Source organism: Streptomyces sp. NPDC051987 (genome assembly GCF_040680735.1).
GTDB lineage: Bacteria > Actinomycetota > Actinomycetes > Streptomycetales > Streptomycetaceae > Streptomyces.
Genome location: NZ_JBFAXI010000081.1, coordinates 25,048 through 39,881 on the forward strand (window position 1 = coordinate 25,048; position 14,834 = coordinate 39,881).

Below are 14,834 nucleotides of genomic sequence, written 5' to 3' on the forward strand. Positions count from 1 at the left end.
CCGCGGCGTTCGCCCGGGGTCCGCCCGTCGGGGCGGGTGGGGTGTCCGGGGCGTCAGCCCTGGTTCTCCTGGGTGAGGGCGTCCCGGAGCTGGGCCCTGGCCGTGACGCCGAGCTTCGGGAAGATCTTGTGCAGGTGGTAGCCGACCGTACGGGGGGAGAGGTACAGCCGCGCCGCGATGTCGCGGTTGGTCAGTCCCTGCGCGGCCAGCTCGGCGATCTGGCGCTCCTGCGGAGTGAGCTCGCCGGCGGGCGCGGCAGCGGCCGTCGCCGCACCCGCCGCTCGCAGCTCCGCCGCCGTCCGCTCGATCCAGGGGCGGGCGTCCAGACGCTGGAAGCACTCCAGGGCCTGGCCCAGGTGCGGGCGGGCCTCGGCGCTGCGTCGGCGCCGCCGCAGCCACTCGCCGAGGTCGAGCTGGGCGAGGGCCTTCTCGAACGGCCAGCAGTCGGTGGCCGGGTCGCCGAGGGCGGCGCGGAAGTGCCGCTCGGCGTCGTCGGTGTCCGTCAGCAGGGCGGTGGCTCGATGGAGCACGGCCGCCAGCCGCGGTGACGGATCGGGCTTCAGGTCCCGTTCCACGGCGTCGAGCACGGTGCGTGCGTCGTCCGCCCGCCCGGCGCGCACCGCGGCGGACGCCAGGTCGCCCAGGTAGTAGAGCGAGGCGTGGTAGTGGACGGGGGCCGGGCGGAAGTCCCGGGTGAAGGTCGCGCGCACCTGGTCGTAGGCCTCCGCATGGTCGCCGGCGACGAACGCGGCCATGGCGAGGGCGTGCCGGTGGCGGACCTGAAGGTTCGGCGACCGGCGCGGATCCACGTCCCGTACGGCCCGCGTCGCCTGGGTCCGGGCGGCCGCGGGGTCGCCCCGGAGCGCGCTCAGGGTGGCCCGCAGGATGCCGGCGCCCACGGTCACGTTGTCCGCTCCCGCCTCCGTCGCCATCCAGAACGCGTCGTCCGCCGCCTCCGCGGCCGCCGTCCAGGAGCCGTTCTCGAACAGGGCGAGGGCGAGCGCCTGGGCCACGGTCGCGTTCGTGCCCGCGCTGCCCGCCCGCCGCAGGACGTCCATGGTCCGCCCGAGGACGCGCACGGCCTGCTCGGTCTCGTCCAGGATCCAGGTCGTGCCGCCCACCGCCGTGAGGTTGCCGAGGGACTCCTCCCGCGCCAGCGCGGCCTGCGCGTCCGCCAACAGCGCGCGCAGCCGCGGCCGTTCGTGCAGGGGGTCGACGACCGAACGCGACCAGGCCCGCCCGGCGGGGTCCTCGTCCCCTTCTATCAGGCCGCCGATCCGGTCGAGTTCGGCGCGGTAGTGCGGCGCGCCGGAGTTGTAGACGGACGTCGCCGCGGTGCTCAGCGCGCCGAGGGCGAGGTCCGGTGCCGAGGCCGCGGTGGCCTCGGCCACGCCCAACAGCATCTCCAGCGCCTCCTCGTGACGGAGCGTCACCCCGAGCGCCCAGCCGCCCAGCAGCGAGGCTTCGGCACGCAGCCGGGGATCCTCGGTGGACCGGCCGACCCGGCCGCTCAGCTCGCCCACCCACTGCGGATGACCGGCGAACATCGCCGCCTGCGCCGCCGACAGCAGCCGCCGGGCGCGCAGCGCCGGCGCCTCGGTCAGCTCGGCGGCGCGTTCCAGCGCGGTCGCGGCCGCCGCGTGACCGCCCCGGCCCCGGGCCCGCTCGGCGCTCTCCGCCAGGGCGTCGGCGACCTCCGCGTCCTGGCCGGTCGCGGCGGCGGCCAGTTGCCAGGCGCGGCGGTCCGGCTCCCCGGCCAGCGCGGCGGCCAGGGCGAGATGGGCCTGCCGCCGCTCGTGGAAGGAGGCCGCGTGGTAGACGGCCGAGCGCACCAGTGGATGCCGCAGCAGCACCCCGCCGTCCGCCACCCGCACCAGACCGGCGCGTTCGGCGGGGGCCAGCGCCGAGACGAGCTCCAGGTCCGGGGCAGCCCGGATGAGATCGGCCAGCGGGGCCGGACCGGCCGCGGCCACCAGGAGCAGTGCCGCCCGGGTGGGCTCGGGCAGGCCCGGCAGGTCGGCGGCGAACAGGTTCTCCAGACGAGCGGTGAGCGGCAGCGTGGCACCCCCCGCCCCGCCGGCCCCCATGTCGCCGGTCCTGTCGCCGGTCCGGTTTCGGGCCAGGGCGCGGGGCAGCTCGATCAGGGCCAGCGGATTGCCGGCCGCCTGCTGGAGGATCTCGGCCCGCGCCCTCCCGTGCGGCGGATCCGGCTGCGCGTCCAGCAGTTGCCCGGCCGCGGTACGGCTCAGCGGACCTATGGTGACCTGCGGGAAGGCCCGGTCGAAACGCGCCGGTACGCCGTCCTCGCGGGCGGCCAGCAGCAGCACCGCCGGCCTGCCCTCAAGCCGCCGGGCGAGGAAGGCCAGCACGTCCACCGAGCCGAGGTCCAGCCACTGGGCGTCGTCCACCAGCAGGAGCAGCGGCCGGCGGGCGGCGGCCTCGGTGATGAGGCCGAGCACGCTGACACAGAGGGACAGCTGATCCAGTTTCAGCCCGTCCCGCGCCGCCTCCGTACCGAAGGCGCGGTCCAGCGCCTCCCGTTGCCCCGCGGGCAGGCCCGCGCCGGGCAGCAGCGGATGCAGCAACTGGTGCACACCCGACAGGCCCAGCCCCGCCTCGCCCTCGCTGCCGCGCACCCGCAGGATCCCCAGACCCCGCTCCCGGCCCCGCTCGGCCGCCCAGTCGACGAGCGTGCTCTTGCCGGCCCCCGGCTCCCCGCTGAGCACCAGCACCTGCGGGCCGCCCGCGTCCACGGCCCCGAGCAGCCGGTCGATGCGCCCCAGCTCGGCGGCCCGTCCCAGGATGCCCGGATCGGAGAGGTGGTCGGTGGTGCCGCCGTGCATGAACCGTCCCTGTCGTCGAGCCACTCGTAGGACCATCCTGCCAGCGGCCGACGGAGGCCGGATGCGCCGATCCGAGGAGGGGTGCGGAGGCCGCCGGCTTTCGGCCGGGGTGGTTCGTCGGGCTGCTGATGCGCCTGGGGCTGGTGTCGCCGGTCCGTGGACAGGGCTGGATCGCCGGCCTTCGGTCGGAGTTGGTTCGCCGGGGCTGCGGGCGGGGCTGGGGCCGTCGGGCGGTTGGCGGGACGGATCTGGCGGTTCGCTGACCGGCCGGAGTCGTCGGGCGTCGACGGGGCCGGGCGTGGTGACCCGTGCGGGGTGGCCGGGCCGGGAGGGGCGGTGACTGGTCATGTGACAGAAGCGGGCGCTTGCCGGTCTCCGTGAGGATGGGCCGGCCAGGGAAAACGCGCACCGCCCGGGAGTACGTGCATGACGGTCCACCCACCCCAGCAGACCACGATCCGCGACGAGGCCGGCCTGCTGGGCCGGGACGCCGAGGCCGCGCGGATCCTGCGGTGCGTGGCGCGGGAGCCCGGCCCTGCCCAGACCCTGCTGCTCCTCGGCGACGAGGGGATCGGGCGGACGACACTTCTCCGGCACGTACGGGAACGGGCCACCGCCGACGGTGTGCTCGTGCTGGCCGCGCACGGCTGGGCCGAGGACCCGCAGCACGCGCACGCCTGTCTGCACCACCTGCTGACGCCGCCGGTGCGGGACGAACTGGCCGCGCTGCCCGCCGCGCTGCAGCGGGCGCTGACCGCCGTGCCGCGGACGGATCGGCCGGCGGACGAGGCCGGGCTGCACGCGGGGGTGGCGGCGCTGCTCGACCGGCTCGCCGCCTCCCGGCCGGTGCTGGTCTGCGTGGACGACGCCGACCTGTGCCATCCCGCCTTCCCCGAGGCCCTGTTCGCCGCCGCCCGGCACCTGGCCGACCGCGCCCTGACCGTGCTGCTCGCCGCACGGCACGAGGCGGCCCTGCCCACCCCGCCGCCCGGCACCCGGACCCTGCGGCTCGGTCCGCTGAGCGCCACCTCGGCCGCCGCCCTCCTCGACCGGCAGCCGGCGGCGCCCACCGGCCGGCACCGGCTGGAGATCCTCGCCGAGGCCGAGGGCAACCCGCTGGCCCTCGTGGAACTGAGCCGCGGTGCCTCGGGCCCCGCCGCTGCGGTACGGCACGCGCAGGTCTTCGGCGTACGGATCGACGCGCTTCCCGCCGGCACCCGTCGGGCCCTGCTCTACGCGGCGGCCGCCGGACCCGGCGAGACCGTCGCCGCCGTGATGGCCGCCCTCGGCACCGGCGACCTGTCCGTGTGGGCCCCCGCGGAGGCGGCCGGGCTGATCGCGCTGGCCGCGGACCGGTTCGGCTTCCGGCATCCGCTGGCCCGCTCGGCCGCCTACCTCGGGTGCCCGGCCGGCGAGCGCCAGCAGGCGCACCGGGAGCTCGCCGGGGTCGCCGTGCTGCCCGAGGTCCGGGCCCGGCACCTGGCCGCCGCCACCGTGGGCGCCGACGCGTCCGTGGCCGCCGCCCTGGAGGCGTCCGCCTGGTGGCGCGGGGACGCGGTGGAGGCCGCGGGCGCCCTGGAGCACGCGGCCCGGCTCAGCCCACCGACGCCGGAGCGCGCCCGCCGGCTGGCCGAGGCCCTGACGGCGGCCCACGCGGCGGGCGACCCGGACTGGATCCGTGACCTGCACGAACGGCTCGTCCGGGAAGGCGCCGAGCCGGAGTTCGTCTGCACCGCGGCCGGTGCCCTGGCCTCCGCCCTCTCCCACGAGTCCGCCCAGCGCCAGGCGTTCGAGCTGCTCGCCGAGACATCGGAGCACTTTCCCGTCGTCGACCGGCACCTCGCGCTGGCCCTCGCCGGGCTGGCGGCGGGCGTCGCCGACCGCTCCGGGCTGCCGGAACACGCGGCGGCCCTGCCCGCGCTGCTCGACCGGGCCCGGCGGGCCGGCGCGTCCGGGCGATGGCGGCCCGCCGCGACCGGCCCCCTGGCCCGCCTGGACACCCCGCACACCCGACGCACCCTCACCGCACTGTCCACCGCGGTCACCCCGGTCATCGAGGTCCCGGTCACCGAGGACGCCTCGGTCACCCCGGTCGCGGAAGCCGCGGCCGCCGAGGACGCCTCAACGGCCCCGGTCACAGAGCACACCCCGGTCACCCTGGTCACCCAGGACCCCGCCGCCACCCGGCCTCGTTCCGCCCCGCCCGGCGGCGCCTCGCCCGGCGGTGCCCTGCCGCGCACCGGCCGGAAGCGCGGCACCCCCGAGGCGGCGGCCGCTCGGGCCGTCCTCGCCGCCGTCGCCGACGAGGCGGACTCGGCGGACCTGGACCTCGGGCAGTCCCGCAGCGCCGACGAACGGCTGCGCGGCGCCCGCGCCTTCGGGCTGCGCGGCTGGTCGGTGGTGCCGCTGGTGGACACCCTGCTGGCCACCGGACGGTTCACCGAGGCCGAAAGAGTGATCGAGGACGCCCTCACGCAGGCCACGGTGGTGCGCCTGCCGGGGCCGCGGGCCGATCTGGAGACGCAGGCCCTGACCGTACGGGCGCTGCGCGGCACCCTGCCGCCGGAGCCCTGGTTCACCCCCTCCGTATGGCGGGCCGTGTGCCTGGACGAGAACCGGGCCACCCACGCCCGGCTGCTGCGCGCCCGCGGCCTGGCATCCTTCACGCGCGGGGACATGGAGGACGCCTGGCGGCGGCTGCGCGACCTGTTCACCGCCGACGGCGCGCCCCTGCACCCCGTCCTGTCCGTGCGGGCCGTCGCCGAACTCGCCGTCGCCGCCCAGCGCACCGGCCGGCCGGCCGAGGCGCTGCCGATCCTGGAACGGGTCCGGGCGGAGCAGGGCGACCGCCCGAGCACCCGGATGACGCTGCTGCTGCACCACGCCACCGCCCTGGTCGGCCCGGACCGCGAGGCCGAGCGGCACTTCCAGCTCGCGCTCGTCAACCACGGGGCGAACCGCTGGCCCTGGGAGTGCGCCCACGTCCGTCTCAACTACGCCATCTGGCTGCGCCGTTGCCGCCGTACCCTGGAGGCGCGCCAGCAGCTGACCTCGGTCCTGGAGACCGCAGAGCGCCTCGGCGCCGACGCCCTCGCGGCCGCCGCCGGCAGCGAACTGCGCGCCAGCGGCGCCGCCCCGGCCCCGGCGGATCCGGGTCCGCTGGAGCAACTGACCGCGCAGCAGCGGCAGATCGTCCAGCTGGCCGCGGGCGGTCTGTCGAACCGCGAGATCGGTGAGCGGCTCTTCCTGTCGCCGCGCACCGTCGGCTCGCACCTGTACAACGTGTATCCCAAGCTCGGCATCAGCAGCCGTCATCAGCTCCGCGACCTGGTGCGGGGCCGGTGACCGCGCCCGTGGCACGGCCGGGGGAGCGCCCATGACACCCGGCGGTCACGGCTCCGGCCCCGGCCCAGGACCCGCTTCCGGTGCCGACCCGGGCCCGGGTACCGCCGTCGTCCTCGACCCCGCGGTGCAGCGCCTGGTCAGCGCCGCCGCCGTGCCGCCCACCCTCGACGACCTGGGCCCGGACGCGGCACGGCAGGCGCTGCGGGAGACCCAGGCCGACCGGTTCGAGGACTTCGCCGTGGACGCGGTCTTCCAGGTGGCCCCGGTCGGCCCCGCCGGGCTGCTCGGCTTCTGGACCGTGCGTCCGGCCGGGGTGCGGGATCCGCTCCCGGCCCTGCTGTACCTGCACGGTGGCCGCTGGGCGTTCGGCGACGCCCAGACCCACGCCCGGCTCATCAGCGAACTGGTCACCGGTGCCGGGGTGTGCGCCGTCGTCCCCGAGTACAGCCGCGCGCCCGAGGCCCGTTACCCGGTGGCGCTGGAGGAGTGCCACGCCCTGCTGGACTGGGTGGTCGGCCAGGCCGGCGCGCTCGGCCTCGACCCCGGCCGGCTGGCGGTCGGCGGCGACTGCGCCGGTGCCACCCTGGCGGCCGCCGTGACCATGCTGGCGAAGGCGCGCCACGGGCCGCGGATCCGCGCCCAGCTCCTCTACTACCCGCTCACCGACGCCCGCTGCGAGAGCCCCTCGCAGCGCCGGTTCGCCACCGGCTACGTGCTCACCCGCCGGGCGCTGCGCGCCTACTGGGAGCGGTACGTCGCCGACCCCGCCCGCCGGAGCGAGCCCACCGCGGCACCGCTGCGGGCGCGCCCGGCGGAGCTGGCGGGGCTGCCCCCTGCCCTGGTCGTCACCGCCGAGGCCGACGTGGCCCGCGACGAGGGCGAGAGTTACGTGCGACGACTGGCGGAGGCCGGGGTCGAGGCGCTGGGCGTGCGGTTCCTCGGGACCGTCCACGACTTCGTGGCCCTGCACGCCCTCGCCGACAGCCCGCCCACCCGGGCGGCGGTGCTGACCGGGTGCGCCTTTCTCCGCGCGCGGCTGCGGTGACCGGGCCCGGGAACCGCGGCCGGACCAGTCGGCCGACTGATGCGCGCGCACCCGTCGCCCGGAGAGGCTGGGAGCATGCCAACCGCGATCGGCTCCCACGAGGAGAGAAGCCCACGACCGGCCGGCGCGGCCCGCGGGCGGGCGAGGGTGCTGACCACGCGCTCCGTGCCGCCCGGCGAGAGCCTGGAGTACTGGCACGACGCCGTGCTCGGCACCCTGGTGGGGATGGACATCGCCGCCGAGGGCCGTACCTACGACGCCACCCTGTGCACGGACCGCCTCGGGGACCTGCGGATCACCACGGTGGAGGCCGACCCCGGCCGGGTCCACCGGGCGCCGCGGTTCATCGCCCGCGGCGACGGCCGGGACATCTTCGTGGCCGTCCAGAGCACCGGCCGCGCCCGGGTCGAACAGGACGGCCGCGCCACCGAGCTGCGGGCCGGCGACATCGGGTTCTTCGAGACGCTGCGCCCCTTCCGCACCACCTTCCCGGACCGCTTCCGGCTGCGGATCTTCGCCGTGCCGCGCCCGCTGCTGCAGCTCCCGGAGGCCGACATACGGCGGCTCACCGGCCGCGCGATCCGCCCGGACGACGGACTTCCCGCGCTGCTCGGGCCGCTGCTGGAACGGCTGGCCGACACCTCCGCGTCGTACACCACACCGACGGCCGAGCGGCTGGCCCAGAGCGTGATCGACCTGATGGCGGCCACGGCGGCGGACCAGCTCGGCGGGGACCCGGCCGACCTGCCGGGCGCCGACGGCGTGCTGCTGCGGCGCGTCCGGACGTACATCCGCTGGCATCTGTCGGACCCCGGGCTGACCCCGTCCGTCATCGCGCGGGCGCACGGCATCTCGGTGCGCTACCTGCACCGGCTGTTCGAGGCCGAGGACACCACCGTCTGCCAGTGGATCCGCGACCTGCGCCTCGGCGAGTGCCGGCGCGAGCTCGCCGCCCGCCCCCCGGGCTCGGTCAGCCTGGGCCAGGTCGCCCGGCGCTGGGGGTTCACCAGCGCGGCCGGGTTCGGCAAGGCCTTCCGCGGCTCCTTCGGGCTCTCCCCGACGGACTGGCTGAACCGCGTCCGGGCGGACGGCCCGCCATGCTGACCGCGATGTCCTGCGCCGGCCCGGACCTGGCACCCGGCGACCGCCTCGCCGCCTGGCAGCGTGCCCTCTCGCGGACCTTCGTGGACGTCGAGGTCACCGTGGCGCACGACGGCCCCTGGACCGGCCAACTGGCCGCCGAACGGCTCGGCGCGCTCCAGATCGCCACCGAGGAGTTCGGTCCCGGCACGATCCTGCGCGGCGCCCGCACGGCCGCCGCCGATCCCCGCGCCCACATCCTGGTCCGCCGTCAGCTGACCGGCACCGCCCTGCTCCTCCAGGACGGCCGCACCGCCGAACTCCACCCCGGCCGGGTGGCCTTCCACGACGCCCGGCGGCCGTTCCGGATCGTGCTCCCGGAGCGGCAGCGGGCCCGGGTCTTCATGGTGCCCCGCGCCCTGCTGCGCCTGGAGGAACGGCAGTTGCGCGCCGTCACGGCCACCGTGCTGGACGGCGCCGACGGGGGAGCGGCGGGCCTGCTGCTGCCGCTGCTCGACGGACTCGCCGACCAGGTGTCCCGGCCCGAGCCGAGCCGACGCGAACAGCTCGCCCGGACCGTCGTGGACATCCTCGCCACGCTGGCCCTGGAGCGGACCGGCGAGCAGCCCGAGTCGGCCCTGTGGGAGCGGATCACCACGTCCGTCCTGGCCCGGCTCGGCGAACCCGGACTGAGCCCGCGCGACATCGCCGACCAGCACGCCATCTCGCTGCGCTACCTGCACCGGCTCTTCCAGCGGGAGGGCACCACCGTGGGCGCCTGGATCCGCGCCCGCCGGCTGGCGGCCGCCCACGAGGAGCTGGCCCTGCCCGGCGCCGCCCACCGGCCGATCGCCGCGGTGGCCACCCGCTGGGGCTTCACCAGCCCCTCCCACTTCAGCCGGGCCTTCCGCGAGACGTACGGGATGTCACCGGCCCAGTGGCGACGAACGGCGTCCACCCCGCCCCGTGCCGACTGACCACCCCGCGCACCCGCGGCCCCGCAACCCCGCCCCCCGGCTACCGCCGCGGCCCCCGTCATGCGGCCTTCGCACGCAGGCCGTCGGCGTTTTCGTGATCGTGGCACGCCGTCGCGACCACGCCCCTACCCTTGCCGCTTGACGGCCAGGACCGAACCGATGACCGAGTGACGATGGAGCGCACGATGACCGACGAGGCGATGGGTGACGAGGTCTACCAGCCGGACGGTTCCGAGGTACAGGACGACGCGGGCCTGCTGGACGCCTCCGACACCCTGGACTACCGAGCCGGCGAGGAGGCCCTGGACGAGGGGTACTCGCCGCCGGAGCGGCCCTGGGCCGTGGAGCACACCGGTGTGACCGCGGCGGAGGGGTGGCGGGGGGAGACCCTGGACGAGCGCCTCGCCGAGGAGGTGCCCGACCTCGCCGTCCCGGAGGGCGACGGCCTCGGCGACACCTGGGACACGGACGGTGAACTCCTGGACGACGAGGTCGGCGACGACCGCGCCGGACGGCTCCTCGCACCGGACGAGGGCGCGCACGAGGTCACCGACTCCGACCTGTTCGCCTCCGACCTGGGCCTGGACGGCGCCGGGGCGTCGGCGGAGGAGGCCGCGATGCACGTGATCCCGGAGACCGAGGACTTCTGACGGCCGCCGGAGCCGTTCAGGCGAGGTGGCGCAGCAGCGCCGCGACGGCGGCCGGGGGCTCTCCCGGCGGCCGTACCACCATCACCTTCCAGGTCGGCGCGTGCCGGGCGATCCGGTAGGTCGTCAGGTCCGGGAACCGGCGGGCGATGGTCGGCGGCATGATGCACACCCCGAGGTCGGCCCGGACCAGTTCGGACGCGGCCACGATGTCGTTCACCTCGAACGTCGTGGCGCGTTCGACGCCGGCCGCCCGGAACGAGCGGTCGGCCGCGTCCCGGATGGCCCAGCCCGGCGTGAACTCCACCTGCGGCAGCTCGGCGATGCCGGCCAGCTCGACGGTGCCCTCGGGGCCGCTCACGGTGAGACGCCGGCGGGGTGCGGCGACCAGGACCATCTCCTCCCGGCTCAGCAGCCTGCTCACCAGCCCGCGCTGCTGCTGCCGGTCCAGCGCCACCACGGCCAGGTCCACCGTGCCCTCGCGCAGCGCCTGCCGGATGTCGGCGACCGCCGCCTGCCGCAACCGGACGACCACCCGCGGGTGGTCGGCCCGCAGCGCGGCCAGCGCCAGGTGCAGGTCCGCCCACACCCCCTGCATCGTGCCGACCGTCACCAGGCCGCGCAGCTCCCCCTGCACCGCGTGGACCGCCTCCCGGGCCAGTTCGGCGGCGCGCAGTGCCTGCCGGGCCGCCGGGACGAACGCCTCCCCCGCCGGGGTGAGCCCGACCCGGTGCGTGGTCCGGGTGAACAGCGCCGTGCCGAGCTCGCGTTCCAGGGCGCGGACCGTGCCGGAGACGGCGGACTGGACCACGTGCAGCCGCCGCGCCGCCGCCGTGAACCCGCCCGTGTCCGCCACCGCGACGACGACTTCCATCTGTCGCAGGTCCATCATCCGCTCCCGGTGGCGCAGCGCCCGCCTCGGCCGGGCGGCGATCTCCGCCGCATCCTAGGCAGCCGCCGCCCGGTTGTCCCGGACCGGCCGAAGCGCGACCCCGCGCGGCTTTACGCGGCCCCACGCCGCCCTGCGCGGCCCCACGCCTCCCTACGCCGAGCGCGTCACCCGGTTCGGGCGCTCGGTCAGCCAGTACAGCAGGGCCAGCACCGGCAGGGCGGCCCCGAAGACGCTGACCGCGCTCCAGCCACCGGCCCGGAAGGCGATCGAGCCGACCTGGGAGCCGAGGGCGCCGCCGACGAAGAAGATCGCGATGAAGGCGCTGTTCAGCCGGGCTCGCGCCAGCGGGTCGAGTTGGTAGACGGTGTGCTGGCCCAGGATCAGGCTGGTCTGCACGGCCATGTCGAGGGCGACGGCCGCCAGCCCGAGCAGAAGGACGCTGTGCCCGCCGAGTCCGGCGGCCGCGAAGGCGATCGCGGCGACGGCGAACGCGACACCGGTCATCCGGCGGGTCAGCCCGCGGTCGGCCCAGTGCCCGGCGAACGGCGCGACGGCCGCACCGGCCGCCCCGACCAGCGCGAACACCCCCACTCCGACGGCGGAGTAGTGGAAGCGGGGTCCGGTCAGGACGTAGGAGACGGTGGTCCAGTAGGCGCTGAAGGCACCGAACATCGCTGCCTGGTAGAGGCCCCGGCGGACCAGCGCGGGGTGGGTGCGGACCAGGGCCGCCGTGGAGCGCAGCACGTGGTGGTAGGGCACGGAGGTGGTCGGCGCGTGCCGGGGCAGGGCCAGTCGCAGTGCCACGGCCAGCAGGGCCATCAGGACGGCCGAGCCGAGGTAGACGACCCGCCAGCCGGCCACGCCGGAGACGAGGCTGCTGACCGTGCGGGACAGCAGGATGCCGGTGAGCAGGCCGCTCATCACCCGGCCCACCACCCGGCCGCGTGCGTGGTCGGGCGCCAGGCTCGCGGCGAAGGGCACGAGGATCTGCGCCACCACGGAGGTGGCCCCGCTGACCAGCGAGGCGATCAGCAGCATCGGGAACCCGGTGGCCAGACCGGCCGCCACCAGGGCGACGGTGGTGACGGTCAGCAGGGCGGTGATCAGGCTCCGCTTCTCCAGCCGGTCGCCGAGCGGGACGAGGAAGACCATGCCGAGCACATAGCCGACCTGGGTGAGCGTGATCAGCAGACCCGCGGTGCCCTCGCCGACGTGGAAGACACCGCGCAGGTCGGACAGCAGGGGCTGCGCGTAGTACAGGTTCGCGACCGTCATGCCGGACGCGACGGCGAACAGGGCGATCAGCCGGCCCGGCACCGCGGGGACGGGCTCGGCGGCTGCCTCCCGGCGCGGGGAGCTGACTTCTTCGGACGGCGACTGGGACACGGGACCTTCCTCACAGGAGGCGTTGCACTCACCTTCCACCAGCACTCGGCCGTCCGTCACGCTTCCCGCTTCATCGCGATGGTCCGGGATGTCTGTCATCTCGATCGGAGATGACCAGCGGCCCGCGTGCGCTGCGGGGGCGCCGACAGTGCGCTCGGAGGCAACTGCCCGGCGCCCGGCGCTCCTACGGTGAACCGCGGCGGCGCCGGAACGGCCGGTGTGCCGTACGCAATTCCGGGAGACTCGCATGTCCGAAGCCTTCACGCCCGTCAGGCCGGTGCTCGAACCCGCCGCCCAGGCCTTCGTCGAGGCCACCGCCAACCCGCCCTACCTCTTCGACCTCGCGCCCGCGGAGGGCCGCAAGGCCGTCGACGAGGTGCAGTCCGGCGAGATCGCCAAGCCGGACGTCGACGAGGAGTGGATCACGGTCTCCGGCGGCCCCGCCGGCACCGTCCGGGCCCGGATCGTCAAGCCCGCCGGCGCCACCGGCACTCTGCCCGTGATCATCTACATCCACGGCGCCGGCTGGGTCTTCGGCAACGCCCACACCCACGACCGCCTGGTCCGCGAACTCGCCGTCGGCGCGAACGCCGCCGTCGTCTTCCCCGAGTACGACCTCTCGCCCGAGGCCCGCTACCCCGTTGCCATCGAGCAGAACTGGACCGTGGCCCAGTGGGTCGTGGAGCAGGGCGCCACGAAGGACCTGGACCCCGCCCGGATCGCGGTGGCCGGTGACTCGGTCGGCGGCAACATGGCCGCTGCCCTCACCCTCATGGCCAAGGAGCGCGGCGGCCTCCCGCTGCTCCAGCAGGTCCTCTTCTACCCGGTGACCGACGCGAGCTTCGACACCGCCTCCTACCACCAGTTCGCCGAGGGCTATTTCCTGCGCCGCGACGGCATGTTCTGGTTCTGGGACCAGTACACGACCGACGAGGCCGAGCGCGCCCAGATCACCGCCTCCCCGCTGCGCGCCACCACCGAACAGCTCACCGGCCTGCCCCCGGCCCTGGTCGTCGTCGCCGAGGCCGACGTCCTGCGCGACGAGGGCGAGGCCTACGCCAACAAGCTCCGCGAGGCCGGCGTACCCGTCACCGCCGTCCGTTTCCAGGGCATCATCCACGACTTCGTCATGCTCAACGCCCTGCGCGAGACCCACGCCGCCGAAGCCGCCATCTCCCTGGCCGTACGCACCCTGCACACCGCCCTGCACACCGCCTGATCGGGGGAGAGCGGCGTGAGCACCGATGACCCGGCCGTGCCCGGCGGTCGCCCCTACCTGCAACGGCTCAGGGAGCGGTGCACCGAGCACCACCGCCAGGCGCGGGTCGCGCGCGAGGAGACCGACCTGGCGGAGGCCGTCGAGACGGCGGCGTTCGACCTGGGGGCCGACATCGCCCACCCGGCCCCGGCCCACGCCGAAGCCGCCTACGACATCGACACCGACCTCGGTGCCGGACCTCGGCAGCCGCCCTCGCCGGCCCTGTCCCGGCCGGCCGTCCGGAGCCTCGGTACGGAGTAAACGGCGCACCCCGCAAGGGTGATGCCGAGCGGGCCGCGCACCGGTGTCGACCGGGCGCGGCCCGTCCGCGTGTAGGTACGTGGCATGCGGATGACACCGGCGCGCGTGCGAGCAGGGCTGCGTTCCCCCTGGACCTGGGCGGCCTGCGCCGCCGTCGCCGGAGTGTGCGCGGCCCTGCCGTTCCTCCTCGCCGGCGGTGACGGTCCCCGTCCGCTCTCGGCCGACGAGGCCCGGCGGGTGGCCCTCGCCCCGCTCCGCGCGTACCAGGACAGCCCGGCCGAGGTGACGGTACGGGCGCCGCTGCCCGGCGGTACGGCCGTGGTCCGCGCGGTGGTCGACGAACGCCGGCGCCGGGCGGTGGGCTGGTTCGACACGGGGGACGCGGCGGAGCGGGGGCTGCTGGCGTGGGACGGCGCCGGACTGGAGGTCGCCCGCCCCCGGGTGGACGGCAGCGCGGGCCCGCTGGCGAAGCCGGCGTCGACGGCGGAGGCGGTGCGGGATGCCGGGCGGCTGCGGCCGACGGCGTGGATCCGCCGCGGGTACGGGCCCGCTTCGCTGGACACGGCGCTGCGGCTGACGCTGACCCTGGCCGCCGACCGCCCGGACGACGCGCGCCGGATCGCCCGGTCGGGCCGCCGCCACCTGGGGACGGACCGGGTCGACGGCCGCCGCTACGACGTCTTCTCCGCCGCCGACGGGCCGCTGAAGTACTGGATCGACGGGGCGGGCCGCCTGCGCCGGGTCAGGGAGGACCTGGACGACGACCGCACGATCGTCATCGACGTGACGGGGGCGAGGGTCCGGCCGGGCGTGCCGAACGGCCCGTGGGCGAACCGCTGAGGCGAGCCGGGGCCGGGGGGCGGGGACACTCCCCGGCGTTGGCAGGGCGCCGCCGCGCCCACCCGTGCCGCCCCAGCGGCACGACTGCCCGCGGCTGAGATCACCCCCTCGTGCGCCTGCCCGCGGTTGAGATCGCCCTCTCGTGGCGTCCCGGTGGCGCGTCTGTCCGCGGCTGAGATCACCCCCCCGTGGCGCCCCCCCGGCACGACAGCCCGCGGGGGCGATAACCCCCCCCCGCCCCCGCCCCCGGCCGAGCAAGC

At 76.4% G+C, this 14,834-nt stretch carries 11 protein-coding genes; 8 read left to right on the forward strand and 3 right to left on the reverse strand.

Annotated elements, in window-relative coordinates; all coding sequences use genetic code 11:
- Window positions 1-53 precede the first annotated feature (53 nt).
- Entirely contained in the window at window positions 54-2,867 is a 2,814-nt protein-coding gene (locus tag AB0M11_RS31670; protein ID WP_365711555.1) for a LuxR family transcriptional regulator, read from the reverse strand.
- Between the two features lie 402 nt (window positions 2,868-3,269).
- Between AB0M11_RS31670 and AB0M11_RS31675 the strand changes: the two genes are divergently transcribed.
- The 5 genes from AB0M11_RS31675 to AB0M11_RS31695 all read left to right on the forward strand — a co-directional run bounded on the left by AB0M11_RS31675 (window position 3,270) and on the right by AB0M11_RS31695 (window position 9,940).
- Window positions 3,270-6,188: an AAA family ATPase gene (locus AB0M11_RS31675; RefSeq protein ID WP_365711557.1), complete on the forward strand. Its 2,919-nt coding sequence runs from the start codon at window positions 3,270-3,272 to the stop codon at window positions 6,186-6,188.
- Window positions 6,189-6,219: 31 nt separating this feature from the next.
- Window positions 6,220-7,233, forward strand: coding sequence for an alpha/beta hydrolase (locus AB0M11_RS31680; RefSeq protein ID WP_365711559.1), 1,014 nt, complete (start codon window positions 6,220-6,222; stop codon window positions 7,231-7,233).
- Window positions 7,234-7,308: 75 nt separating this feature from the next.
- Window positions 7,309-8,337 (forward strand): helix-turn-helix domain-containing protein, encoded by a 1,029-nt coding sequence (locus AB0M11_RS31685; RefSeq protein WP_365711561.1) that lies wholly within the window; start codon window positions 7,309-7,311, stop codon window positions 8,335-8,337.
- Window positions 8,331-9,290, forward strand: coding sequence for a helix-turn-helix domain-containing protein (locus tag AB0M11_RS31690; RefSeq protein ID WP_365711563.1), 960 nt, complete (start codon window positions 8,331-8,333; stop codon window positions 9,288-9,290). Before AB0M11_RS31685 ends, AB0M11_RS31690 begins: the two co-directional genes overlap by 7 nt.
- A gap of 185 nt (window positions 9,291-9,475) precedes the next feature.
- Window positions 9,476-9,940: a DUF5709 domain-containing protein gene (locus tag AB0M11_RS31695; RefSeq protein WP_365711565.1), complete on the forward strand. Its 465-nt coding sequence runs from the start codon at window positions 9,476-9,478 to the stop codon at window positions 9,938-9,940.
- 16 nt (window positions 9,941-9,956) lie between these two features.
- Here the strand turns inward: AB0M11_RS31695 and AB0M11_RS31700 are convergent, their stop codons facing one another.
- The gene (locus AB0M11_RS31700; protein ID WP_365711567.1) at window positions 9,957-10,826 is read right to left on the reverse strand and encodes a LysR family transcriptional regulator; all 870 of its coding nucleotides are present in this window, start codon (window positions 10,824-10,826) and stop codon (window positions 9,957-9,959) included.
- 153 nt (window positions 10,827-10,979) lie between these two features.
- Entirely contained in the window at window positions 10,980-12,215 is a 1,236-nt protein-coding gene (locus tag AB0M11_RS31705; RefSeq protein WP_365711569.1) for an MFS transporter, read from the reverse strand.
- Between the two features lie 247 nt (window positions 12,216-12,462).
- Here AB0M11_RS31705 and AB0M11_RS31710 point away from each other — a divergent pair, with 247 nt between their 5' ends.
- The 3 genes from AB0M11_RS31710 (at window position 12,463) to AB0M11_RS31720 (ending at window position 14,574) form a co-directional block, all read left to right on the forward strand.
- A complete protein-coding gene (locus AB0M11_RS31710; protein ID WP_365711571.1) occupies window positions 12,463-13,434 on the forward strand; it encodes an alpha/beta hydrolase in 972 nt (323 codons plus the stop codon).
- Between the two features lie 15 nt (window positions 13,435-13,449).
- On the forward strand, window positions 13,450-13,734 hold the full coding sequence (locus tag AB0M11_RS31715; protein ID WP_365711572.1) for a hypothetical protein: 285 nt from the start codon (window positions 13,450-13,452) through the stop codon (window positions 13,732-13,734).
- Between the two features lie 84 nt (window positions 13,735-13,818).
- Entirely contained in the window at window positions 13,819-14,574 is a 756-nt protein-coding gene (locus AB0M11_RS31720) for a hypothetical protein (RefSeq protein ID WP_365711574.1), read from the forward strand.
- The last annotated feature ends 260 nt before the right edge of the window (window positions 14,575-14,834 follow it).

Coding starts and splice junctions, on each gene's coding strand:
- AB0M11_RS31675 (WP_365711557.1), top strand. CDS start 3,270: ATGACGGTCCACCCACCCCAGCAGACCACGATCCGCGACGAGGCCGGC.
- AB0M11_RS31680 (WP_365711559.1), top strand. CDS start 6,220: ATGACACCCGGCGGTCACGGCTCCGGCCCCGGCCCAGGACCCGCTTCC.
- AB0M11_RS31685 (WP_365711561.1), top strand. CDS start 7,309: ATGCCAACCGCGATCGGCTCCCACGAGGAGAGAAGCCCACGACCGGCC.
- AB0M11_RS31690 (WP_365711563.1), top strand. CDS start 8,331: ATGCTGACCGCGATGTCCTGCGCCGGCCCGGACCTGGCACCCGGCGAC.
- AB0M11_RS31695 (WP_365711565.1), top strand. CDS start 9,476: ATGACCGACGAGGCGATGGGTGACGAGGTCTACCAGCCGGACGGTTCC.
- AB0M11_RS31700 (WP_365711567.1), bottom strand. CDS start 10,826: ATGGACCTGCGACAGATGGAAGTCGTCGTCGCGGTGGCGGACACGGGC.
- AB0M11_RS31710 (WP_365711571.1), top strand. CDS start 12,463: ATGTCCGAAGCCTTCACGCCCGTCAGGCCGGTGCTCGAACCCGCCGCC.
- AB0M11_RS31720 (WP_365711574.1), top strand. CDS start 13,819: ATGCGGATGACACCGGCGCGCGTGCGAGCAGGGCTGCGTTCCCCCTGG.